A 24,936-nucleotide genomic window follows, 5' to 3' on the forward strand; every position below is an offset into this window, starting at 1 on the left:
ATTCGATGCTTTACGATTTGCTCCGTCCCCTGCTGTTTCGGCTCGACCCCGAAACTGCCCATGGTCTCAGCTTGTCTGCGCTCCAGGCGTTGGGCCGGCTGGGACCGCTGAATCCATTTGGCCGGCCGGTCGCCCTCGGTCCGAAAACGGTGATGGGGCTCGATTTTCCGAATTCGGTGGGTCTCGCGGCCGGGTTGGACAAGAACGGCGATTATATCGACGGCCTTGCCGCGCTGGGCTTCGGCTTCATCGAGATCGGCACGGTGACGCCCCGTCCTCAACCGGGGAATCCCAAGCCGCGCCTGTTCCGCCTACCCGAGGCCGAGGCGCTCATCAACCGCATGGGATTTAATAACAAAGGTGTGGATTACTTGGTCGAGCGGGTCAAGAAGGCACGCTACCGGGGCATTCTGGGCATCAATATCGGCAAAAACCGTGACACGCCTCTGGATCGGGCGCTGGACGATTATCTAATCGGCCTGCGCGAGGTTTATCCCTATGCGAGTTACGTCACGGTCAACATTTCCTCGCCCAACACGCCGGGCCTCCGCGACCTCCAGGCCGGTGAGAACCTGGAGCATCTGCTGTCCGGTCTGCGGGACGAGCGGGAAAATCTAGCTCAGATCCACGGCCGGCGCGTGCCCTTGGTTATCAAGATCGCGCCCGATCTCGATCCGAGGCAGATCGAGCAGGTGGCGGGCGCTTTGGTCGAATACGGCATCGATGGCGTGATCGCCACCAATACCACGGCTTCACGCGAAGGTGTGGAAGGGCTTCCCTATGGCCAAGAAACCGGCGGACTCAGTGGCCGTCCTCTTTTTGGTAAATCGACCACAGTTGTATCCCGCCTTGCCCAGGCTTTGCGGGGTGCCGTGCCCGTTATTGGATGCGGCGGCATTATGAGCGCCGAGGACGCGCGCCGGAAATTCGAAGCCGGCGCGGACTTAATCCAAATCTACACCGGCTTCATTTACCGGGGGCCGGCCTTGATCCGGGAGATCGCCGGAATCTCGTAACACTGTTGCCGACGTAGCCATCCGACGGCTCGAAAATTTCTGACTAAACTTGTGATTCAGTTCGCATAACGATAACTGAATCCGAGATTGAGTCATGCTGAAATCTTTAGTGGAGAAACTGAGTTTGTCCCGCCAGATGTATCTGGCCATGGGGGTGGGCATCCTCGGTGTCGCTTCGGTGACGTTCATGAGCATCAAGTCGGCGGGCGAGAATGATCACATGAGCGGCGTGATCGTGACCGCGGCTGTGGCATCGCTCGTGATGTTGGTGCTGGCGACCTACCTGGGCCGGCATTCCGCGAAACGCGCGGAAAAGCTGGTGGATGCGCTAAGCGCGATGGCAGCCGGCGACTTCACAAGAAATATCTCGTTGGACGGCAAGGACGAGTTCGCTTGGATGGCCTGGAAGTGCAATACAGTGGTCAAGAATCTGACGAGCATGGTGCGAGATATCGTCAAGGATGCCGAGCAGGTGGCCGCGGCGGCGGAAGAATTGTCGACCATCACCGAACAAAGCCGGCAGCGCGTCTTCAATCAGAATCAGCAGACTGAGCAAGTCGCGTCGGCCATGACAGAAATGTCGGCGACTGTTCATGAGGTCGCCCGAAATGCTTCCCGCGCCGCAGAGGCCGCCCAGGACGCTGACGAACAGGCCAAGAACGGCACCGCGGTCGTTAGACAAACCATCGAAAGCATCAACGGCCTTGCGGCGGAGGTGGAAAAAACCTCCGAAGCCATCAACAGGCTGAAGGAAGACAGCGTGGCCATTGGCGCCGTTTTGGACGTCATCCGGGGCATTGCCGAGCAAACCAATCTGCTCGCGCTCAACGCCGCCATCGAAGCAGCCCGCGCCGGCGAACAAGGGCGGGGATTCGCGGTGGTCGCGGACGAGGTGCGAACCCTGGCAAGCCGAACGCAGCAATCGACCCAGGAAATTCAGGGCATGATCGAACGCCTGCAGAACGGGGCAAACCAGGCTGTTTCCGCGATGCAGCAAGGCAAGGGCGCAGCCAAGACCAGTGTCGATCAAGCGATCAACGCGGGCCAATCGCTGGAAATCATCAATCGTTTCATCGACACCATCAAGGACATGAACACCCAAATCGCCGCGGCAGCCGAGGAACAAAGCGTTACCGCCGAAGAGATCAACCGTAACGTGGTCAACATCAGCGGGATTTCCCATGAAACGGCCCAGGGCTCCGAGCAAACCGCGGCCGCGAGCGAGGAGCTGGCCCGGCTGGCCTCGCACCTTCAGGAGCAGGTCGGCCGTTTCAAGATTCGGTAGCTATCCATCGCCCTGCGATTGAGCTCGGGCTAGTTGCCCGGAACCCGCTCGATCCTTCTCATTCGATCGACAAACGCCCACCCTCATTTTCCCCGATGAGGTTGGGCTCGGCCTAACGCCTTTGCCTTCCAAGAAAATCTGACCCCGACTCGACTCTGAGCCACGCGCGATGGCGATCCGAACCGGCGTCAAAATCGCAAAACCGGGGTCGAGACCTGCGCTTCAATGCGCTAATCCGTATATCTCCTTGAATCAATGACGGCGCTTTTTTGCGATAATGGTCGCTCGTACCCCCACGTCCAGCACTGCCGATGAAACCGAAATCTTCACCGCTGAAATCCGTGCCGGCACTGAAAACCGCGGCCCAGTGCGCTCTCCAAAGCGGGTCTTTCAAGGACGCGATCGTGTTGCTGAAGGATCTTTTGAAACAGGAGCGCCGGCCGGAGTCGGAAGAACTGCTGGCCGAGGCCTATCTGGGACGTGCCCGCGAACTGGCCGGAAAGGGCATGTTCCAGGAAGCGGCCATGCTATGGGAGAACCATGCCGGCCATCGTCCCGGCACGTCGCTTTCGGAAGAATATCTGAGCTGGCTGCTCAAGGCGGGGCAGATGGGCAAGCTCGGCCAGGCGCTGGCAGCGGTGCCCGATGACTTCGCCGCCTCTGCGTCCGGACGGCGTCTGATCGAGGCCGCGGCCTTGCTGGCCCTGGAAAACGACAAGCTGCTCAACGCCCTGCCCAAGGAGCATGCCATCGTCCGACACCAGCCGCTACTCCGGAAAGCGCTTGCGGCCTATGCGCAGCGCCGGGACGCCGAAGCGGAGGACTGCCTGCGGCAGGTATCGTCCCGCTCGCCATACCGCAATCTGCGCACTCTGCTCAAGGGCCTCCTCGCGCTGGAGCGCGATCCCGCCGAGGCGTCGGAAATCCTGGTACGCGTCGATCCCGATTCGGCCTGCCGGAAGTTGGCCGCGGCCTTGCGTGAACAGATGGCAAGCCCTATGCCGGACGTGGCGGCTTATCTCAAGCTTCCGCCGAAGCTGCGCGCTATCGTCGACAAATTGAAAGGCTACGGCAAGAAGGAACTCGCGCTGTTGCGGGAAATCCAGAACGCCGCCCAAGCCAAGAGCGCTCGGCCGGTTTTGGAAGCGATCCTGCGTCACCGCGCCGAACTGGGCGAGGCCGAAAGCCGCCGCTTCTGTCTCGCGGCCCTGGTGGATTCTCCGGAGGTCATCCCGCTTTACGAGCGGGCGTTCGGCGCGCTCACTCCGTTGGAACAATGCCGAATCAAGGCGCTCCACGCCGAGGCGATACACGATCATCCAAAGGCGAGCCGGTATTGGCACGAATACATCGAGCTCTTGAAGAGTGCTCCGGGGGGCCGCGACAAACCGCTCACCCAGGCCTTGATCTTCCGCCATGTGGCCGATCTGGCCGAGAAGGAAGTTCCCGAGTTGGCCATCGAATTCCTGGAGCAGAGCCTGGAACTGGACCCGGACGACAAGGCGACTTACTTGAGACTGATCAGGTTATTGGAGCTGTTTGAAGACGCCAAGGCCGCCCTGTCTTGGCTGGACCGCGCCGTGAAGCGCTATCCGAAGGACCCGGAGATTCTGCTCCCCGCGATGCGGGCGGCGCAACGCCGCAAGGCGTTCAAGAAAGTCGCGAACTATGCCAAGACCCTCCTGGAAATCGACCCCATCAACAGCGATGCCCGTCGCTTTCTGCTGGAAGCCCACCTGGGCCACGCCCGCAAGCAGTTGAAAGCCAGGCGCATGGACCTCGCGGAAGCGGAATTGGCCGCGGCCCGCAAGCTCGATCCCCAGCGGCGCAGCGCGGCGCTGCTCTGGCTCGAGGGACTGTTGGCCTACTGGCAGGTCGACAACGAACGCTGCCGGAGTCTCTGGCAGGAGGCATGGACCGCCGCGGGCGGCGGCGCGGCGGGCTGGTTCCAGTGGGCGATCGAAGTGCTTGCGGCGGATATGCCTTTGAAAGGTCCAGATAGGCTCGTCCCAGGACTGGACAAGCAGCATTCGGCGGACAGCGCGGAACTCATGGCTTTGGTCAAGCTGCTCGGCCAGTATCGAGCGGAGGGGCGGCAGAACCTTTCGCAAGTTCTCCATAAACTGACGCCGATGCTGAAGCGGGGCTTCAAACAGGCGGAGCTATCCGAGGAGGATTTCTTCGGCCTCTGCCAAGGCTTCGCCGCTGCCGGTCAATACGAGCTTCTGGCCGAATGCGCCAAGCAGGGGGCGAGGCGATACCGCTACCCGCCGGTGTTCGTGTATTTCGAGATTTATGCGAAATACCGGGGCAATGCGGCCGCGCTGTTGCCCCTGGATCAGCTTCGGCTGCAGATGAATCTGGACCAGGCGCACCAGGAAGGCGACCGGCGCACCGCGGCTTTGATCGAACAGTTCCTGCGCAAGCACCAGGAAGCCCTGCAGGCTGATTTCCATGAGGCGCTTCCGGAAGGGGCGCTTGGCCTCGACGACGAGGTGGCGGAGCGCTTCGTGGAGCGCATGGAGGAACTCGACCGCTTGTCCCCCGAGGAAAGAGCGAAAGAATTGCTTGGCGACTATCCCCCCGAGCAGCTCGAGAAACTCTCGGAGAAGGATGTGATGGGGCTGATTCTCGACAAATTGCTGGGCGGCCTGGGGGTGGACGCGAGCCGGATTCTGGATGCACTGCCCCTGCCGGGCCGCGGCAAAAAATCCAAGAACACGAAAAAATCCTAGGAGAGTCCATGGAAACCCCTTACGAAGTGCTGGATGTCGAGCAGGACGCCGGCGACGAGGCAATCAAGAAAGCCTATCTGCGCAAGGTTCGGGAATTCCCGCCGGAGCGAAACGCCGAGGCGTTCCAGCGCATCCGCAAGGCTTATGAGCTCATCGAAACCGACAAAAAGCGTCGGGAATACCGATTGTTCCATCGCGAAAAGCCCGATGTTTCCGTGCTGCTGCGGCGGGTTTTGCGGCCGGGCAGACCGGAGCGGCCGGATGCCGATTCCCTGATCCGGGCGTTGACCGAAGGACTGGCCGAGCACCTGTCCGAGACGCATGCCGATTCATGATGGACGAAGCGAGCAAGATCCGTCTGCTGGAAGAGTTTCGGCAGTATCTCGATACGCCCACCGGTTTCGAGGACGACGCGGCGACGCAAACCGATCTTTTCACCTTGTTCGGCGAACTGGCGGCATTGCGCACCGAGGTTCGGACCGAATCGCGCCAGTTCCGCACCGCGCTCGATAAGATCGGCGAGGCGCACGAATGGCTGAGGGAAAACCAGAGCAATCTGAATCGGACCTGGGAGCGGTTTCAAGGCGAGTTCTCCACCCTGCGCCGCAGCGCCCTGCGTCCCGCGCTGCTGGATCTTCTGGATGTGCACGACCGGCTTTCCGCGGGCCTCAAGGCACTCCAGAACTACCGTCCAGTCAAGGGCTGGTTCCGGATCAAATCGCGCCCGGAGGACCGACGCTTCATCGAGAGCATACGCGAAGGGCAGGGCATGAGCCTCAGGCGGCTCGAAGAAATCCTGGCGCGCCATGAGGTTAGGCCGCTGGAGGTCGTGGGGCTGCCCGTCGACCCCCATACCATGACCGTGCTGGAGCTAGACCGGCAGCCCGATCTGGAAAACGGCATCGTCACGGCGGAACTGCGCAAGGGATTTCTTTGGGGCGACGAGGTCTTACGTTTAGCGGAAGTCAGGGCTAACAAACTATGAGCGACATCATCATCGGCATCGATCTCGGCACGACCAACTCGGAAGTGGCGATACTGAAGGATGGCAGGGTCACCGTCATCCCCGACCGGGAAGGACGCAAGATCCTGCCGTCCTTCGTCGGCATCGGCGAGCACGGCGACGTCCTGGTGGGTGAACCGGCGCGCAACCAGTACATCCTCTATCCGGAGCGCACGGTTAAATCCATCAAGCGCCACATGGGCGAGGATCTCAGGGTGGACCTGGCGGGCCAGCAGTTCAGCCCGCAGGAAATCTCCGCCATCATCCTCAAGCGTCTCAAGGCGATCGCCGAGGACTACCTCGGACACAGCGTGCACAAGGCGGTGATCACAGTCCCTGCCTATTTTTCCGACGCCCAGCGCCAGGCTACCCGGGAAGCCGGGGAGATTGCTGGTCTCGAGGTGGTGCGCATCATCAACGAGCCCACGGCGGCCGCGCTGGCTTACGAGGCCAAGACCGGAACGCGTAAGCGGATTTTGGTGTACGACCTGGGCGGAGGCACTTTCGATGTGTCGGTGGTGAGCATCGAGGACGATGTGGTGGAAGTCTTGGCCAGCCACGGCAACAACCGGCTGGGCGGGGACGATTTCGACGCCCGGATCGTCGATCATCTGGTCGAGCACATCAAGCGCGAGCACGACTTCGACATCACCGAGTCGCGGCAGATCATGGCGCGGATCAACCGGGCCGCCGAGAGTGCCAAGCGAATCCTGTCCGACCAGCCCTTCGTGCGCATCGACGAAGAATATCTGTTCGAGAAGGAAGGAACGCCCATCCATTTGTCGCTGGAACTGTCCCGCTACGAATACGAGCAAATGATCGCGGGCTATATCGACGAGACCCTGGAAGCGGTGCACATCGCGCTGCGCGGCGCCAATCTGACCGCTTCCGACATCGACGAAATCCTGCTGGTGGGCGGTAGCACTCGCACGCCAGTTATCAGCGAGCGGCTGTTCGCCGAATTCCGCAAGGAACCGCACCGGAACATCGATCCCGATCTGTGCGTCGCAATGGGTGCGGCCGTCCAGGCTGGGATGATTGCAGGAGAATCGGTATCCGCGGTCTTGGTCGACATCACGCCCTATACGTACGGGACTTCCGCTCTAGGCGAACTCAATGGCGAACTCTACCCTTATGTCTATGTCCCCATTATCCGCAAGAACACGCCGCTGCCGGTCAGCAAGACCGAGGCGTTTTACACTAGCTTTGACGGCCAGCAGGAAGTGGACGTCCGGATTTATCAGGGTGAGGATCCAGACGCCCTGAACAACATCGAAATCGGCGAATTCAGGATCAAAGGCCTGCGCAATGTGCCCGCGGGCAACACTATTACGGTCACTCTGGACCTGGATTTGAACGGAATTCTGCACGTCTCGGCGCGAGAGAAGGAAACCGGTCTTTCCAAGTCCATCACCATCAACAACGCCATCGCCCGTTTCCAGGAAGAGGAGATGGGGGTGGCCAAGGCCCGCATCGACGCCCTCTTTGAAAAGGCGATAGGCACCGTCGCCACCTTGGGGCAGAGCGAGGTCAAGGAACAGCAGCACACCGAGGTCACCGCCCGGGCGCTGGTGGAAAAGGCGGAACGGATGCTCGAGAAAGCGTCCGAGGAAGACCGCGAAGACATGATCGACCTCATCGAAGAGATCAGGGACGGTCTCGCCAAGGGCGATCTCCAGGCGGTCGAAGCAGCCATGGAGCGGCTCGCCGACATTCTCTATTACCTCGAGACCTAATGGATCGCTGTCCTACCTGCCAGGCCCGGTTGCGGGAGGAACCGGTGTGCGCCCGTTGCCGGACCGATCTGAGCCTTCCGCTAGCGGCGGAAGCAAAGGCGTCGGTGAAACTGCACCACGCCATCGCTAGTCTCGGCGAAGGCGATACCGCCGCGGCGCGCGAAGCGCTGGAGGAATCGCTGCGACTCAAACGCTCGCCTTTAGCCCTGCTGCTTCGAGGTTTCTTGGTGTCCCGAGAGCACTGAGTGGTATTTTCGCTGGCCGTTCGCCCTGTGTCCTTCGACCTACCTTTGTCCGTTTCACGATTGCAATAATGCGTCAATGACTTCCGCGCCGTTACGGCGCAAACTAAAAGAGCAAGCTCTGGTCTACAGGATCGATGCCGGTAAGTTTCCCGGCGTGCTTTATGGGCGGGCGTCGCAAGGGACCGTTGGACCGCTCGACGTGGCAGCTTGCTTTCGAATCTCGCGGGCCTGCCGAGATCGCTTTAATCCGCAATGACCATTGTCTGAATCGCTATGATCAGAAAGGTACTTATCGCCAACCGCGGCGAGATCGCGGTGCGGATCATCCGCGCCTGCGCCGAGATGGAGATTCGCTCGGTCGCCATTTATTCCGAGGCCGATCGCTTCGCGCTTCACGTCAAGAAGGCGGACGAAGCCTATTGCATAGGTTCGGAGGAACTGGACGGCTACCTGAATCCCCATCGAATCGTCAACCTGGCCGTGGAAACCGGCTGCGATGCCGTGCATCCAGGTTACGGCTTTCTTTCGGAAAACCCGGAACTGGCCGCCGCCTGTGCCGCCCGCGGCATCGTTTTCATCGGCCCGGACGCTGACACCATTCGGCGCATGGGCGACAAAACCGTTGCCCGGAAGATGATGCAGCGCGCTGATGTGCCGGTAACTCCGGGCAGCGAAGGCAATGTGGAGAGCCTGGATGTGGCGCTGAAAGAGGCTGAACGCATCGGCTACCCGGTCATGCTCAAGGCGACCTCGGGCGGCGGCGGGCGCGGCATCCGTCGCTGCGATAGCCCCGAGGACCTACGCCGGAATTACGAACGGGTCATTTCTGAAACGACCAAGGCGTTCGGCAGCGCCGAAGTGTTTCTGGAAAAGTGCATCGAGCGCCCCCGGCACATCGAAGTCCAGGTGTTGGGCGATCATCACGGTAACATCGTCCATCTGTACGAGCGCGACTGTTCGATTCAGCGCCGCAATCAGAAGCTCATCGAGATCGCCCCTTCGCCTCAGCTCACGCCGGAACAGCGCGAGCAGGTCGGGCAACTTGCGGTTCGCGCCGCCCGCGCGGCGAACTACCGGAATGCCGGGACGGTGGAGTTCCTGCTGAGCGATCAGGGCGAATTTTATTTCATGGAGATGAACACGCGGATTCAGGTGGAGCACACGATCACCGAGGAAATCAGCGGCTTCGACATCGTGCAGAAGCAGATTCGCATCGCCAACGGTGAGCCTCTGCCTTTCACGCAAGAGGACGTGAAAATCTCCGGCTACGCCATGCAATTCCGTGTCAACGCCGAGGATCCGAAGAACGGCTTTCTGCCGAGCTACGGCCGTATTACGCGCTATTACGCGCCCGGCGGTCCCGGCGTCCGCATCGATACCGCCATTTATACCGGTTACGAAATCCCGCCTTATTACGACTCGCTGTGCGCCAAGGTCATCGTGCGCGGCCGGACCTGGGCCGAGTTGCTCGCCCGTGGCCGTCGGGTGCTCGGCGACATGGCCATCAGCGGCGTTCGGACCACCATACCGTTCTACCGGGAGATCCTCGACCATCCTGATTTCATCGCCGGACGCTTTGACACCGGATTTCTGCAGGATCATCCGGAGCTTCTCAACTATTCACTGAAACGCAGTCACGACGATGCGGCTTTGGCGGTTGCCGCCGCCATCGCCGCCCACGTAGGACTTTGAAACCACCATGAGCAAGGTTTACATCACCGACACCGTATTGCGCGATGCACATCAGTCCCTGATTGCAACTCGCCTGCGCACCGAGGACATGCTGCCCATCTGCGACCACTTGGACAGAGTCGGCTATTGGTCGTTGGAAGTCTGGGGTGGCGCCACCTTCGACGCCTGCCTTAGGTTTTTGAAGGAGGACCCTTGGGAGCGCCTGCGCAAGCTTCGCCGCGCCTTGCCGCACACCCGTTTGCAGATGCTGCTACGCGGCCAGAATCTCTTGGGTTACCGGCATTATTCCGACGATGTGGTGCGCGAGTTCGTCCGGCTTGCTGCCAAGGAAGGGATAGACGTATTCCGAATCTTCGACGCCCTCAACGACATCCGCAATATGGAGACCGCCATAAAAGCGGTGAAGGAAGCGGGGAAGCACGCCCAGGCCGCCATTTGCTACACCGTGAGCCCGGTACACACGGTCGATCTTTACGTGGAACAGGCTTTGGCCCTAGTCGACATGGGCGCCGACAGCATCGCTATCAAGGACATGGCGGGACTCCTGACGCCCGCCGCGACGACGGAACTGATTTCGTCGCTCTGGTCCAGTCTCACCGTGCCGCTGCATATCCATTCCCACGCCACCTCGGGGCTGGCCGAAATGTGCGAGTTGAAAGCGGTCGAGCACGGCTGTACCCACATCGACACGGCGATATCGTCCTTCGCTGGTGGCACCAGCCACCCGGCGACCGAGAGCATGGTGGTCGCCTTGCGAGGCACCCCGTACGATACCGGATTGGATCTGGAGTTGCTGCAGGAGATCGCCGCCTATTTCGCCGAAGTGCGCAAAAAATATCGTCGGTTCGAAAGCGAATTCACCGGTGTCGACACCCGGGTTCAGGTCAACCAGGTGCCGGGCGGGATGATGTCGAACCTGGCCAAGCAGCTGGAAGAGCAGGGTGCGCTGGACCGTATCCTCGATGTTTTCGACGAGATCCCCAGGGTACGCCGCGATCTGGGCTACCCGCCGCTGGTGACCCCGACTTCGCAAATCGTCGGCACGCAGGCGGTGCTCAATGTGATCACCGGCGAGCGTTACAAGTCCATCACCAATGAAGTCAAACGCTATCTCCAAGGGGGCTACGGCCGGCCGCCGGCACCGGTCGACCCGGACTTACAGCGCCGCGCCCTCGGTCCGGAGCTGCCGATCGAATGTCGTCCCGCTGACCTGCTATCCCCGGAGCTGGACAAGTTGCGTGCGGAAATCGGCGACCTCGTGGAGAGCGAAACCGATCTGATGATCTACGCCATGTTTCCGGAAGTCGGACGAACATTCCTCAAAGAACGTCGGGAAGGCCGGTTGCAACCGGAGCCTTTGGCTCCGCCGGAAGCACCGTCCCAACCGGTTGAGCGCGGCGAGGTGCCGACTGAATTCAAGGTGTTCGTTCACGGCGAGGTCTATGACGTCCACATCACCGGCGCCAATTTCAACGACCAGCGCCACCGTCGGTTCTACATCACGCTCGACGGTGTGCCTCAGGAAGTCGACCTCGAGGTGTTGAGTGGTTACCGGCGCGCCGTCGCGCCGAGCGGGCGTCCCGTGCCGGGTAAGCCGGGCGACGTGGTGACCGCGATGCCGGGGAACATCGTCGACATCCTGGTGCGGCTGGGGGACAAGGTGAGCGCTGGCCAAGGGGTCCTGGTCACCGAGGCGATGAAGATGGAAGCGGAAATCCAAGCCCCCATCTCCGGCACGGTCGTCGCGATTCACGTCGAGAAAGGCGACCGGGTGAATCCGAACGAAGTGTTGATGGAAATCCGCGAGGACTCGGTTTTCGCATAGCCGCGACCGATTTCCGGAGGCATGACGCGCACACTGGAAGAGTTCCGTTCAAGCTTGCTACCATGGGCTTGGAAACGCTAGTCGGTCGTCTGGATGAGCTCCAGAGACGTGACGAATCTCGACAGCCGGACGTTAAGGAAGCTCTGAATAATTCTGTTCGGCATTCGAGTGAACATTAATCGTAGGATGGGTAGAGCGGAGCGAAACCCCCATCAATGGTGGGTTAGTCCTTCGGCTCCGCTCGGGACAGGCTCCGCGTGACCCATCGACCCTTCGACAGGCCTGTCCTGAGCCTAGTCGAAGGGCTCAGGACAGGTCCGAGGTCGTTCGGTGGGTTACGGCCTCACGGCTTAACCCACCCTACAAAATGAATGCTTTTTTGAAAGCGATTTGGAATAAACCCTCGCTCGCGCGAGACCTTGGCGAATCAACACTGAGGAAGTCACCATGAACATTCGTGAAGAACTGGAAAAATTTAGGGAAGGCTTGATACAGCAGCGGGACGAGCTGCGCGTTCAGCTTAATCTCGCGAAGCTTGAAGCCGAGGAGGAGTGGAAAAAGACCGAAGAAAAACTGGAAGAGTTCAAGAACAAGCTCGCCGCAATCGCTGACGAAGCCAAGGACGCCTCGGAAGACGTTTGGACCAGCGTCAAATTACTGGGGGAAGAGATCAAAAGCGCCTACGAACGGATCAAGAGTCGACTATAACCGACCGCCGCCGATACGAATCCAGCGCTCCCGCCTACGGATAGGCGGGATGCGCCGTCCCATCAACAACAGCGCTTGACGCCGCTCCACCGCCGGCGTAGTTCGGCATCGAAAAAATCCTTGCGGCTCAGCGGCTCCCCGCCCTCGTGGGCATGATGAGTGCGCCAATGCGCGAGATATTTTTCATAAGCGTCGTCGCCCGTCACTTCCCGCAACCAATGCCATAGCGTCTTGACTGTTTTCAACATTTTGCAATCTACTCCGGAGACCAAAAAGCGCCTTAGGAGCTTAACGTGATCAATTACGATCCCAAATCGTGGTGGGGCCTGATTTTCAAGTTCCACAAAAGCGACACGTTTAGACGATTGTTGCCGGCCATGACGACGGTGGCTATGTTCACCGGCGCTGTCGCCTACGTCGACCGCGACCTGCTGCCCGAAGGGCTTAGAGGCACGAACCTGGTGCACTCTCTACTCGGCTTCGTGATTTCGCTGCTCCTGGTGTTTCGAACTAATACCGCGTACGAGCGCTGGTGGGAAGGCCGGCGACAGTGGGGGGCTTTGGTCAACATATCGCGCAATTTGGCACTGAAGTGCAACGCGTATCTTCGCCTCGGCCATCCGTCTAGACCTGTCATCGCCAAGCATATCGCGGGCTATGCCGTGATACTCCACGACCACCTCCGTGGGCCCGGAAAGCCGGAAAGCCGACCGGGCGGCACCCATGGTCCGAATCTTATCGCCAATAGTTTGATCAGAGAAATCGACCGGCTGCACCGGGGCGGAGATCTGTCCGGTGTGCAGTATTTGAACCTCAATGCCGAACTGACGGCCATGACGGACATCTGCGGCGCCTGCGAACGCATCAAGAAAACGCCGATCCCGTATTCCTATAGCCTCTTCATCAAGAAATTTATTTTCGTCTACATCGTCACCATGCCGTTCTGCTTCGTGCACGAATTTGGCTACTGGACGATCCTGTTCACGACCTTCGTGTTCTTCGTTCTGGCCAGCTTGGAGCTAATCGCCGAAGAAATCGAAGATCCGTTCGGCGACGATGCCAACGACCTTCCCACGGAAGAATTGGCGAAGACGATCGGCGCCAACGTAAGCGCGATCTTGCTGAGAAAATGGGAGATGGTTAGTTCGGATTCCCCGAAACACGCCGCTTCCGAACCTACAGCTTCGGCGCTTTGATCTTTGTTCGTCTAGCAATTGGTTGCCCAATCGCGTCCAGTTTCCTCGGGAAATTCGAACTCATGCTCGAGTTCGACTGAATGTACCAGTTCGTGTGCGATGAAATAGTCGATCGGTGAGTAAGCTTTTTCGACACTTCCCAGCAAAGATTTTTGTCACACCGACAGCTAGCCACAAATACAGGAACACATAGGAAAACCATGACTAAGGTGGCGATGTAGATTGATCGGACGTATGTTGCTGATCACGGGGATACGGGGCCAATCGACCTTTGTCTGACACCTCGATCCCGTCACGCTCAACGCTGGCCGGCGCTTGACGGGTTTTTACCCCAAGCGCATCATCAAGTAGCCCAGGCCGATTTATCATGGATTTCCTATACTTGGATGTATTCCGCAAATTATCGCTGCACACCTGTTCCCCCAGTGATAGCGCGCCCCCGTTTAGCCGTACCCACCGCAATCTTCCTGACTTCAGTCGCACTGGGCGTGGCCGCATGGCAAGGATACGTCCGCTTCGATGGGGCGGCGGGTCCGCGCATGGTCACGGTCGGGCTCTATGAAAATCCGCCCAAGGTCTATACGGGCGAGCATGGCCGGCCGGCCGGTCTGTTCGTCGAACTGTTAAGCGAGATTGCGCGGATTGAGGGTTGGAAATTGCGCTATGTGCCATGCGAGTGGGCGGATTGTCTCGGTTGGGTGGAGCAGGGACAGCTCGACCTACTGCCCGACGTAGCTTTTTCCGCCGAGCGCGCTCAGCGCTTCGACTTTCACACGGTGTCCGTCGCTGGCAGCTGGTCGCAGGTCTACTGCAGCCCTCGGTTAAAGGTAACCTCCCTGGCGGATTTAGCCGGCAAGCGCATCGCTATCTTGCAGGAAGGCGTCCAGCAATCCTTCTTCGCCCAGTTGATGGCGAGCGGAAACTACGGTTACCGAGAGGTTCCGGTCACCTCGCTCGACCAAGGCTATGCAGCCGTGGCGTCCGGCCAGGCGGACGCCGTGGTGACCAACAGTTTCTTTGCCGCGCACAACGGCGCCAAATACAAGCTCCAGGAAACGCCGATCGTTTTTCTGCCCAGCAATCTCTACTTCGCTACGGGCAAGGGCCGCAACGCCGACCTTCTGGAACGCATTGACGCACATCTAACCAATTGGCGGCGTAGCGACAGTCCGATTTATTTCGACGCCTTGCACCGCGCCATGGCAGCACCTCCGGAAATGCTGGTGCCGACCTGGGTGCAATGGTGGCTGGCGGCATTAGCCGGCGGGTTGTTGCTGCTAGTGGCGGTCAGCCTGCTGCTACGCCGGCAGGTGGAGCGCCGCACTCGCGAACTGGTTGCCACCGCGCGGGAACTGGAGAGCCAGCGCGCGAACCTAGAACACCTGGTTGCCGCCCGAACCGCAGAACTGGTCGCGGCGAAGGAGGAGGCCGAGCGTCTGACCCAGGTCAAGAGCGATTTTCTCGCTAATATGAGCCACGAGATCCGCACGCCGATCAATGCCATCCTCGGCATGCTGTACCTGGCTCTGAAGAACGAATTGCCTGCGGGGCTGCGCAACCAGCTCACCAAGGCCCAATCGGCGGCACGTTCGCTTCTAGGCATCATCAACGATATCCTCGATTTTTCGAAGATCGAGGCGGGCAAGCTCACGATCGAGCAGGTCGAGTTCAGTCTCGATGTGGTGCTCGAGCAACTGGCCGACACGGTGGGCTACCAGGCCGAACAGAAGGGCATCGAGTTCCTGATCCGCCATGACCCGACAATCCCAGTACGGCTCATCGGCGATCCGCTCCGTCTGGGACAGATTCTATTGAACTTATGTGGAAACGCCGTGAAGTTCACCGAGTCGGGCGAAATCGAATTGGCTTTCCAGCGCGTCGATGCCAAGGACACCGAAATCACCATTCGAGTTTCTGTGCGTGACACCGGCATCGGAATGTCCCCGGACGTTCAGAAAACGGTTTTCGAGAAGTTCACCCAGGCCGACCAGAAGACTACGCGCAGGTTCGGAGGTACCGGGCTCGGGCTCGCCATTAGCAAGAATCTTGTCGAGCTGATGGGAGGGCGCATCTGGGTGGAGAATTCGGAGCCGGGCAAGGGCACCACCATCTGTTTCACGGTGTGTCTGCAGATCGCCAAGGAGGCTCAGGTTCGGCAGCTTGAACTGGTGGAGCGGGTGGGGCCGCTGCTCGCAGGTGTGCGCGTGCTGGTGGTCGACGACAATCAAGTTTCCCGGGACATACTCGCCGATATGCTGCGTTTCTTCCGGCTGGACGTGGGCACTGTGGCCAGCGGGGCGGCGGCGTTGGCTGAGCTCCGCGCTGCGGCTTCCAGGCCTTACGACCTGGTTCTAATGGATTGGTCCATGCCGGGCATGAACGGCGACGAGGCTACGCAGCGCATCCACTGCGATACGGCCATCCCGCATCAGCCCAAGGTGATTATGATTACGGCCTACGGCCGCGAGGATGTCATTCGCCTGGCGGAGCAGGCGGGCGTGGACGGATTTCTCATCAAGCCGGTATCACCTTCGATCCTACTCGACTCGATTCTCTCCGTGTTGGGGCGCAGACGCATCTTTCAGGCGAACGAAGGATACCGCCCGAGCAGCCCCGACCTTATTGGCAGCAGCCGGCTAGCCGGAGCGCGCGTGCTGGTGGTTGAAGACAACGACATTAATCGGGAGTTTGCTATCGAACTGCTGCGCGGCGAGGGCATCGAAGTCGACTCTGCGGCGAACGGCGAAGAGGCTCTTGATCGCGTGCAACGCCATGACTACGACGCCGTACTGTTGGATATCCAAATGCCCGTGATGGATGGGTTTGAGGCCGCACGCCGAATACGCGCGCTGGCCGATGCTCCCGGCGGCGAGCGATTCGCCCACTTGCCGATCATTGCCATGACCGCGTTGGCAATGGCTAAGGATGCCGAGCAGAGCCGGATGGCGGGCATGAACGACCATATCACCAAACCTATCGCGCCGGATCAGCTGATGGCCACGCTCGCCAAGTGGATTCGCTTACCGGCAATGCGGCGGGCCGGCGTGCCCCAAACCGAGGAGAGCTTCGCCGATCTGCTGGAGCTGACCAGCCTCGACAGCCGCGAAGGCATTCGCCGCATCGGCGGGAAAGCGGACGCCTATCGCAGGCAACTGCGGCGTTTCCGGGAGCATTATGCCGACGCCGTTGCCGAGTTGCAGCGGGCGGCGGAGCGAGGCGTACGTGAGGCCGAGGAATACTGTCATATGCTTAAGGGCGTTGCCGGCAACCTCGGCGCACGCGAACTCTACCGCAAGCTCGGGCAAATCGATACCCTGCTCAGGCAGGGGGACTTGCCGGATGCGACCGCCCTGGCCGAGCTGAGCGGGCTGTTGGAGGCCGTATTGCGCGATATCGACAGCCTGTCTGCTAAACCGGCTCCCGAGTCCGCGGGCGGCGCCGTGTTGCTTAATTACACTAGATTGCTAGAACGGCTGGACGATCTGGAGCACGCTTTTGAAAACGATCTGGGCGCTGCCGAACCCCTGTTCGGAGAGCTGCGATCAGGCACGGCCGGCACACCTTTCGAACCTCAGATCGCCGCCATCGCGGCTAGCTTCGATGTGTTCGACATCGATAAGGCGTTGGCGCAGCTGGGAGCATTGCGAGAAAGTCTGAGACAAGCCCAAGCGAGGGAGGGGTATCATGACCAGAGACGACCGGCCGCTTATTCTCATCGTCGATGACGTGCCCGACAACCTGCACACACTGATGAATGCGCTCCGCGACGACTACGCGGTTATCGCCGCCACCAGCGGAGAAAAGGCGCTAGAGCTTGCGCGGCGCCGGCCGCAGCCCAAGTTGATCCTGCTCGACATCAAAATGCCCAACATGGATGGCTATTCGGTTCTGGCTCGTCTAAAAGCCGCTCCGGCCACTGCCGACATTCCGGTTATTTTCGTGACATCCCTGGCCGAAGCGGCCGGTGAAGGGCACGACCTACCCCCGGGCGCGGCCGATTGCATCACCAAACCGATCGATCCCGAGCTGCTGCGCATGAAAGTGCGAACCCAATTGGACCTGAACCGCCAGGGCGGTAGACGAGGGCGCCTTCTTGGCGCCTCGGCAAAGGACTCGTCCTCAGCACTGCCCACTCTGCTCGTCGTCGACGACATTCCGGATAACATTCACGAGTTGCTAGAAGCATTAAAGGACGAGTACCGGATTCAAGTGGCAAATAGTGGCGCGAAGGCGCTCGAACAGATACGGGGACCGAATCCGCCCGATCTGGTGCTGCTGGACATTAAGATGCCCGCGATGGACGGCTACGAGGTCTGCCGCCGTATCAAAGCTCTGCCGGTGGGCGATCGGATTCCGGTGATCTTTGTCACCGTGATCGATGCCGCCGAACAGAAAGTTCGCGGCTTCGAAGTCGGTGCCGCCGATTACATTACCAAACCTTTCGACATCGACGAAGTTCGCGCCCGCGTTCGAACTCACCTGGAACTCGCGCGTCTGCGCCTGTCTCTCGAACAACTCGTCGCGCAGCGCACCGCGTTGTTGGAAAAGAGCGAGGAAAAATACCGCATCCTGGCCGACTACTCCCCGAACTGGGAATACTGGCTGGCACCGGACGGCAGCTATCTGTACGTATCGCCGGCCTGTCTCGACGTCTCGGGTTATGCGCCGGCGGACTTCTTCGCCGATGCGGGCCTGATGGAAAGAATCGTTCATCCGGCCGACCGGGAAACTTGGTGCCAGCGCGGTCCATCGGCCGCCGCCCGACTCGGTGCCGAGCCGCTGATTCTTCGCATCTGCACGAAGGATGGCGAGGAACGCTGGATCGAACACGTGTGCAAGCCGGTGTTCGACGCCGCGGGCAAGCCTCGGGGGGTGCGCGGTTCATTCCGCGACATCACCGACCGGCAGCTAGCCGAACAGAGGATCCATTTCCTCACCCACCGCGACACCCTGACCGGGTTGCCGAACCGAGCGCTGTTCGCCGAATTGCTTGCCCAGTCGATCCAGTACGCCGACAGCAGTCAGGGTTCGTTCGCCCTGCTGTTTCTCGATCTCGACAACCTCAAGACGGTGAACGAAAGCCTTGGCCACAGTTTTGGCGATCGGATATTGATCGAGGTCGCCAAGCGCTTGCAGGCCATGCTGCCCGGGCGCGATGCGATCGCGCGCATCGGCGGTGGTGAATTCAACATCATTCTCGAAATCGACGACAGCATTCCGATCGATCTGACGGCGCAACATGTGCTCGATACCCTGGCCGAGCCCTATGTGCTCGACGGCAAGAACGTCTATGTCGGCGCCAGTATCGGTATCGCGCTTTACCCCTCCGACGGCCGCGATGTTGAAATGCTGCAAAGCTGCGCCGAGGCGGCGCTCCATCAGGCTAAAGCGCAGGGAAAAGGCACCGTGTGTTTTTTCTCGCCGGAACTGACCCGCCGGGCGAAACACCGTCTGATGCTTGATGCCGAGTTGCGCGCGGCGCTGGAGGGTAATGAGCTGCTCCTCTACTATCAGCCGCAGATCGACCTGGTCAACGGGCGGATTGTCGGCCTCGAATCGTTAGTCCGATGGCAACATCCTGAGCGGGGCATAGTTCCGCCGGGCGAGTTTATTCCGCTCGCCGAAGAGAGCGGCCTGGTGGTGCGGCTCGGCGATTGGGTCTTGCGCGAGGCTTGCCGGCAAATCAAGCAGTGGTCGGAAGCCGGGCTGACGCCGCGTCAGACGGCGGTGAACGTTTCCGCCGTCCAATTGAGCCGTGGCCGGCTGATTGATTCGGTTAAGGCCGCCCTTTCGGAAACCGGCATCCGGCCCGAACAACTGGAACTCGAAATCACCGAGAGCTGCGTGCTGACGGACCGCGATCAATCCTTCAAAGCTTTGGCCGATTTGCGGGCGCTCGGGGTGCGTCTGTCGATCGACGACTTTGGCACCGGCTATTGCTCGCTTTCCTATCTGCAACAGCTTGAAGTGCACAAGCTGAAAGTGGATATCTCCTTCGTTCGCGGCATGACTACCAACAACGGCAAGGCCTCAATCGTCAGGGCCATCATCGCGCTAGGTCATAGCTTGGGACTGGAGGTTATCGCTGAGGGGGTCGAAGACGAAGATCAGGTCCACTACCTGCGTTCGCTGAAATGCGACGTGATCCAGGGTTATCTGATCGGACGGCCGATGCCGGCCGATGAGATGACGCGCTTTCTGGCGTCTTTCGACCCGCCGCCGATTCTCACCGACGCACGTCCTATGCTTCGTCCATGACGAGACCAGCCTGGTTTCCTGACGCCATGCGGTGGGAAATCCGCAGGAATCCGGTCGCCACGTGCGGCGGCGAAGCCCTGGGGCATTTACCGGTTTGGCATAGCGGCGCGGTTGGACGTATGTAGCTCTGCAAGCCCTTTCCTTTCTTTGGGGCGGCAAACGGGTTTATCGGTAAAGATATAAGGCAGGCATTCGCCAAAATTTTCACTTATCGAGGTTCGCTCTCTATGCTCAGTGACTCAAAATGGTCCGCCGCGTCGGTTGTCTTTCCACTCTATGGATGGCCCGGATTGATTCTGTTTTTTCTCCTATTGAGTGGAGGCTTGCCGGTCCGCGCCGACGGTTTGTTCTTTCGTGTCGAAGGTGACGCGCTTAAGGAGGTAAGCCGGGAGGAGTTGGCCAGAACGTTATCTCTCAAAACTTTGGTTACCGAGAACCCGACCACTGGCAAAAAGGCGACGTATCAGGGCGTGGACCTGATCGACTTGCTCAACCTGGGCTTCGGCGACCGTTGGAAGCGCTACGATGCCGTGAAATTCGTCAGTCGGGACGGCTATCAGCCGCTGATGACGCCCAAAACGATTCTCGCTCACCGCGGGTTGGCGGCTTTTCGGGAAGATGGCCGCGATGGCTTAAATCCATTCCAACGCGGCAGGGGCGAAATGGTCGATCCAGGCCCTTTTTGGGTGGTTTGGGATGTCTTCGAAGACCCCGCAGCCAAGTCCGATCCATGGGTCAGTTGGCCCTGGCAATTGGTCGGTATGGAACTCGTCCGGCTGGACCTCGAATTTCCCCGTGCCGCGCCGCCCGCCGATGCTTCGGAGGAAGTCAAACGCGGATTCACTGCCTTTCTACAGCACTGCGTCAAGTGTCACCGGATCAACGGCGAAGGCGGCGATATCGGTCCCGAACTGAACTATCCGGTCAGCGTCACGGAATACTGGCAACCGGCATGGCTTCCGAAGTTCATCGCCGATCCGCGCTCGGTCAAGTGGAACAGCAAGATGGTCGGCTTCTATCCAGGCGTGCAGAACCGGGAGGCAATCATCCGGGATATCGTGGCCTACCTGAACGTAATGGCGCGGCACAAAATCGAACCGAATGGTATGTCTCAGTCGGAAGTGAGGCTGCGATTCGAAACTCAATGACGAACGGATGGATTCGGGCGGCGCTATCTTTGGGGCTGCCAGGGATCCATCCAAAATACGTCTTGGAACACCTTTCTCCAACGTTTATGCCAGAAACGTTCGGCCAGGTTGAGCGCGGGAGCGGCGAAAAGCACGAATTGGCCTCGCTTGATACCAACTGGCGCCGTCGAACGCCATGACACACGCTCGCTGGGATGCCAAGCAGCGGGCTCATCGAAAAACCGTGTAGGAGATACCCCATCGACCGCGGTATGCCCCCGGGGGCTCGAACCAACCGTAAAATCGCGCCCGGGGTCGTTCTCGCCATTGCCTTCCCCTTTGGCAATGTAGAAATTGCATCAAACGTGTAGCCGAGGTGATTTCGACATGATGCCATGGAAACGGTTTTGAAGCCGGTTCTATGCAACGTGGGGAGACGGTAGTAACCTAGCTCCCCTTCGTTGGAGTTTTTCGAACGTGCGTCGGCTTACCGCAGCCAGGTCGATCACGGGAATGGATGTTTTCGTGGGCGTAACAAGGAGTGTGACGTGTCTTTTCCATCGCGGACCCTGCTAGGAAAGTCTTTTTCGGGAACGTTCGGGTTTTTTGCCGGGCTTTCTCGGAACCTGCTGGTAGTGGCGGATCTCGGCGCTCACCCTTGGATTCGATGCCGGTTGCGATTCGAGGTGACCATGACTTATGTTCCGACGGGTATCGATCGGGTGTACGGCATCGTCGACAGAAATTGGCGCCTCCTAGCGATTCGGTCGCCATCGTTTCTCATGTGGTAGCCCGGCGATGGCAGTTGAATTCAAGAGCGAGCGACAGGCTTTCGAATCCGGGTTATCCATTCCCGCACGCCGTGAAGGGGACGCTGTTCTGGACTTGCGCATCCGCGGTACGAGAATCGAGAGTCTCGCTCTTCAGATTTTCGAACAATCCCGGCTGCTCGCGGCGTGTCTCGAAGGGCGCCCGTGTTTCGATGTGCCCGACACGGTCGCGCGAATTTGTGGGACCGGCCCGGTGGCCCAACAAATGAGCGCGGTGCAAGGGCTCGAATCGGCGCTGGGCTGCCGTCCGACAGCCTGGATTCAGGCGATGCGAAGGGTTATGTGCTGCGGCGAATGGATCGCGAGTCATACGCTGCACATTTACTTGCTGGCCGCCCCGGACTTTCTCGGTTTTCCGAGTCTCGCCGAAATGTCGCGGGACTTTCCGGATGAAGTGCGCCGTGGCTTACGTTTGTACGACTTGGGTTGTGAACTGGTTCGGTTGTTTCGCGCTTCGTCTTCGCGTTCTGCCGGAATCCGGATTGGCGGGTTTTACCATGCACCGTCCAAGGTTCAGGTCCGGCAGTTGGTCGAGCGATTGCGCGCCGCTTTGGAGGATGCCGAGGGTTTGGTGGCTTGGGCCGGTGCCATTGATTTGCCGCGCAGCGAACAAGCGTTCATCGAGGTGGCCCTGAGCGAACCGAATGCCTATCCGATGTTTGGCGGTTGGATCGTTTTCAGTATCGGCTCGGACATCGCGGCCGAGAATTTTGAAACGCATTTCCATGTACGTCGTGACCCGTATTCCAAAACCGATGGTTCATCAACCAAGGGAAGGTCATATCTCACCGGGCCTCTCGCGCGGCTGAACCTGAACCTGGATCGATTGCCCGGCCCGGTGGCCGATGCCTTGCGCAAGACCGGCATTGCTTTCCCTAGTCGAAACATTTTTCACAGCATCGTGGCACGAGCGGCGGAGGTCTATTTCGCGCTAACCGAAGCTATACGCCTGCTCGACGGGTATGAGCCACAACCGTCGTATGTCGACGCGCGAACGGGTGCCGGAATAGGGTTCGGTTGTACCGAAGCGCCGCAGGGGATTCTCCGTCATCGCTATGAACTCGACGTCCACGGTCGTGTAATGCGTGCGCGGATCGTGTCTCCGGCTATGCACAATCAGGCGCGCATAGAGGAGGACCTTTGGGAAGCGTTGCAAGCTTTCGGCACGGAGCGGACCGACGAGGAATTGCGGCTGCACGGACAGCGGGTGATCCGTAATTACGATCCGTGCATCGCGTGTTCAACCGATTTTCTCCAACTGAATGTAGTACGATGTTGAGCTTCGTGGTTTTTGGAGCCGCATCCCATGTTGAATTATGCACAGCTCGTGCACCGGAGTTTTCTCCTGCTTGCTTTCGTCACTTTGGCCGGTTGTTCTACCGCTTATTACAAGGCCGTGGAGTCGCTGGGTTTCCACAAGCGCGATATTCTCGTGCACCGCGTCGAAAAGGCGCGCGATAGCCAGGAAGAAGCCAAGGCGCAATTTAAGAACGCGCTGGATAGGTTTACCGCGATCACTGGCTTCAAGGGCGGCACTCTCGAAGAAAAATACCGCGAACTCAACGCCGAGTATGAGCGCAGCCAAGCGAAAGCGGACGAGGTCCGGAAGCGGATAGACGACATCGAGGACGTCTCGGAAGCCTTGTTCGAAGAATGGGAAAAGGAACTTTCTCAATACCAGAATCCATCGCTGAAGCGCAGTAGTCAGCAAAAACTCACGGCGACGCGGCGACGCTACGATCAGCTCATCGCCGCCATGAAGCGCGCCGAGTCCAAGATGGAGCCGGTCTTGCTGACGTTCCGCGATCAGGTCCTGTTCCTCAAGCACAATCTTAACGCCCAGGCTATTGCCTCGTTGCGGGGCGAACTCGGCAGCCTGCAAACCGATATTTCAGCTCTGATCAAATCCATGGAAGCATCGATCCGGGAAGCGGACGAGTTCATTCGGTCGGTTGGTGGCCCGGAATGAAAGGCAATCGGACAACGCCAGAGTCGAGGAGAGCTATTTGGCCAAAAAGATCGGCGAGAGATCGTCCTTTGCCGGAAACCGTTGATAGGAGTGACGTTTACGGTCCCCCATTCCGAGCGTTGTCGAGATCCGGGAGAAAGCGGACTTTAGTTATGAAAACGACGGCGAGGTGGGGCTGTCTCCGGGCTGCGTGCGAAACGCTGTTTGGACGATCCCGCACCGCCCACGCTGTCCGTTGACCGAAGCTTCGCTCACCGTTCTGGCCGTGGGATCGTTCGGAGGATTTCGAAGTTGCCTCGGATAAGGTGATCGACAAATTCAGTCCACGGCATCCGGCGAGTGGGTTCGGTTTCCTGCGGCCAGGCCGTTTCCTCGTAATGGATCACGACCGTGTTGGTATCCGTGCAGAGCTCGACGATCTGGAAGCGGTAGCCTGTGAGATGGTCTAGGCCTATGTATGGATGCATACACGCTGGCTCCGGGTTACCAAAAGATTGGTTGGTGGTGGCAAACGCCCGTTGAGGCAGGCTTCAAGCAAGGCTCCATTCCCAAGACGTGAGACCGATCCTGAGCACCTTCGATCTCAAGGCATCATTTAAACGTCATCGTGGAGAAATGAACAGTATCGGTGTGTAAATAAGCCGTAGCCCAGGTAAGAGCGTCCGCGATCGGTGGACGAGCGGATCGAGCCGAGCGTGGATTCAATCTGGACTCGGTGTTTTTTCCGATTGTTGAGGAAGCTCTGAACAAGTGGATTCCGTTTGTGCCCGTCGACAAGCTTGTCCAGAGTCCGCCGAAGAGCTTGTCCAAGTCGGGACAAAGAAGTCAGCACGAACGCAGTCTATCTGTCGAGACGGTGTACTGTTCGAGTGTACATCTGCGATTAAAGCGTTTTAGTTTGGGATATCGAAGCTTTCCGTGGTTCTCGGCCCGCTGGCATAATAGCTTTGGATTTGATGCAAGCGGCGGTTTTCCTCGTCAACTGAGGTGTTTTCTGAAACCAGGGAGGTAACGATGGCTGGTCTGGGCGATTTTTTTGAAAACGGGGTGGCCAAAGGCGTTATGATCGGGCTCGGCGTGGTCGCAGCCGGGGTCGTCCTCGCGCCGGCGTTACGGCCGATGGCACGCGCAGCCGTGAAAACGGGGATCCTGCTTTTTGAGAAGGGCCGCGAGTGGGTGGCTGAAGCAAGCGAAACCTTCGAGGATCTGGTGGCGGAGGTTCAGGCGGAATTGGCCCAGGAGTCTGCGGCAGCGGAAGGATTTGATGCCGCTGGCGAACAAGCTGCGGAAACCGATCCGAAAGGCTAAGGA

Annotated in this window: 20 protein-coding genes; 18 read left to right on the forward strand and 2 right to left on the reverse strand. The window is 59.4% G+C overall.

Going from position 1 to position 24,936, the window contains the following annotated elements; all coding sequences use genetic code 11:
- Positions 1-5: 5 nt before the first annotated feature.
- From QEN43_RS13575 to QEN43_RS13620, 10 genes are all read left to right on the forward strand, one after another.
- Complete coding sequence (locus tag QEN43_RS13575; protein WP_026611022.1) at positions 6-1,016, forward strand: quinone-dependent dihydroorotate dehydrogenase; 1,011 nt, start codon at positions 6-8, stop codon at positions 1,014-1,016.
- Positions 1,017-1,110: 94 nt separating this feature from the next.
- Positions 1,111-2,301 (forward strand): methyl-accepting chemotaxis protein, encoded by a 1,191-nt coding sequence (locus QEN43_RS13580; protein WP_317963310.1) that lies wholly within the window; start codon positions 1,111-1,113, stop codon positions 2,299-2,301.
- Between the two features lie 311 nt (positions 2,302-2,612).
- Positions 2,613-5,036, forward strand: coding sequence for a tetratricopeptide repeat protein (locus QEN43_RS13585; protein WP_317963311.1), 2,424 nt, complete (start codon positions 2,613-2,615; stop codon positions 5,034-5,036).
- A gap of 8 nt (positions 5,037-5,044) precedes the next feature.
- Positions 5,045-5,371 (forward strand): J domain-containing protein, encoded by a 327-nt coding sequence (locus tag QEN43_RS13590; RefSeq protein WP_051331846.1) that lies wholly within the window; start codon positions 5,045-5,047, stop codon positions 5,369-5,371.
- Positions 5,368-6,021: a nucleotide exchange factor GrpE gene (locus QEN43_RS13595; protein WP_036269098.1), complete on the forward strand. Its 654-nt coding sequence runs from the start codon at positions 5,368-5,370 to the stop codon at positions 6,019-6,021. Before QEN43_RS13590 ends, QEN43_RS13595 begins: the two co-directional genes overlap by 4 nt.
- Positions 6,018-7,775 carry an Hsp70 family protein gene (locus tag QEN43_RS13600; protein WP_026611018.1) on the forward strand — a complete coding sequence of 586 codons (1,758 nt, stop codon included), beginning with the start codon at positions 6,018-6,020 and terminating at the stop codon, positions 7,773-7,775. The genes QEN43_RS13595 and QEN43_RS13600 overlap by 4 nt, the downstream gene beginning before the upstream one ends.
- Entirely contained in the window at positions 7,775-8,020 is a 246-nt protein-coding gene (locus QEN43_RS13605) for a hypothetical protein (RefSeq protein WP_026611017.1), read from the forward strand. Before QEN43_RS13600 ends, QEN43_RS13605 begins: the two co-directional genes overlap by 1 nt.
- A 273-nt stretch (positions 8,021-8,293) precedes the next feature.
- Positions 8,294-9,712 (forward strand): acetyl-CoA carboxylase biotin carboxylase subunit, encoded by a 1,419-nt coding sequence (locus tag QEN43_RS13610; RefSeq protein WP_026611016.1) that lies wholly within the window; start codon positions 8,294-8,296, stop codon positions 9,710-9,712.
- 7 nt (positions 9,713-9,719) lie between these two features.
- Positions 9,720-11,537 (forward strand): sodium-extruding oxaloacetate decarboxylase subunit alpha, encoded by a 1,818-nt coding sequence (gene oadA / locus QEN43_RS13615; RefSeq protein WP_026611015.1) that lies wholly within the window; start codon positions 9,720-9,722, stop codon positions 11,535-11,537.
- 447 nt (positions 11,538-11,984) lie between these two features.
- Positions 11,985-12,245, forward strand: coding sequence for a hypothetical protein (locus QEN43_RS13620; RefSeq protein ID WP_026611014.1), 261 nt, complete (start codon positions 11,985-11,987; stop codon positions 12,243-12,245).
- Between the two features lie 62 nt (positions 12,246-12,307).
- Here QEN43_RS13620 and QEN43_RS13625 read toward each other — a convergent pair whose 3' ends face one another.
- A complete protein-coding gene (locus tag QEN43_RS13625; protein WP_026611013.1) occupies positions 12,308-12,493 on the reverse strand; it encodes a YbdD/YjiX family protein in 186 nt (61 codons plus the stop codon).
- Between the two features lie 45 nt (positions 12,494-12,538).
- On the opposite strand from QEN43_RS13625, the gene QEN43_RS13630 reads away from it, so the two are divergent.
- The 7 genes from QEN43_RS13630 (at position 12,539) to QEN43_RS13660 (ending at position 23,625) form a co-directional block, all read left to right on the forward strand.
- Complete coding sequence (locus QEN43_RS13630) at positions 12,539-13,441, forward strand: bestrophin family protein (RefSeq protein ID WP_051331845.1); 903 nt, start codon at positions 12,539-12,541, stop codon at positions 13,439-13,441.
- 488 nt (positions 13,442-13,929) lie between these two features.
- Entirely contained in the window at positions 13,930-17,166 is a 3,237-nt protein-coding gene (locus QEN43_RS13635) for a hybrid sensor histidine kinase/response regulator (protein ID WP_051331844.1), read from the forward strand.
- Positions 17,126-19,699: a two-component system response regulator gene (locus QEN43_RS13640; RefSeq protein WP_051331843.1), complete on the forward strand. Its 2,574-nt coding sequence runs from the start codon at positions 17,126-17,128 to the stop codon at positions 19,697-19,699. Before QEN43_RS13635 ends, QEN43_RS13640 begins: the two co-directional genes overlap by 41 nt.
- Positions 19,700-19,989: 290 nt before the next feature.
- Positions 19,990-20,847, forward strand: coding sequence for a c-type cytochrome (locus tag QEN43_RS13645; RefSeq protein ID WP_162144330.1), 858 nt, complete (start codon positions 19,990-19,992; stop codon positions 20,845-20,847).
- Positions 20,848-21,374: 527 nt separating this feature from the next.
- Complete coding sequence (locus QEN43_RS13650) at positions 21,375-21,617, forward strand: hypothetical protein (RefSeq protein WP_036269096.1); 243 nt, start codon at positions 21,375-21,377, stop codon at positions 21,615-21,617.
- A gap of 7 nt (positions 21,618-21,624) precedes the next feature.
- Positions 21,625-22,935, forward strand: coding sequence for a Ni/Fe hydrogenase subunit alpha (locus QEN43_RS13655; RefSeq protein ID WP_026611010.1), 1,311 nt, complete (start codon positions 21,625-21,627; stop codon positions 22,933-22,935).
- 27 nt (positions 22,936-22,962) lie between these two features.
- Positions 22,963-23,625: a DUF2959 domain-containing protein gene (locus tag QEN43_RS13660; protein ID WP_026611009.1), complete on the forward strand. Its 663-nt coding sequence runs from the start codon at positions 22,963-22,965 to the stop codon at positions 23,623-23,625.
- 251 nt (positions 23,626-23,876) lie between these two features.
- Here the strand turns inward: QEN43_RS13660 and QEN43_RS13665 are convergent, their stop codons facing one another.
- On the reverse strand, positions 23,877-24,092 hold the full coding sequence (locus tag QEN43_RS13665) for a hypothetical protein (RefSeq protein WP_026611008.1): 216 nt from the start codon (positions 24,090-24,092) through the stop codon (positions 23,877-23,879).
- 547 nt (positions 24,093-24,639) lie between these two features.
- On the opposite strand from QEN43_RS13665, the gene QEN43_RS13670 reads away from it, so the two are divergent.
- Entirely contained in the window at positions 24,640-24,933 is a 294-nt protein-coding gene (locus QEN43_RS13670) for a DUF5132 domain-containing protein (RefSeq protein WP_026611007.1), read from the forward strand.
- Positions 24,934-24,936: the final 3 nt, after the last annotated feature.

Source organism: Methylocaldum szegediense (assembly GCF_949769195.1).
Classification (GTDB): Bacteria; Pseudomonadota; Gammaproteobacteria; order Methylococcales; family Methylococcaceae; genus Methylocaldum; species Methylocaldum szegediense.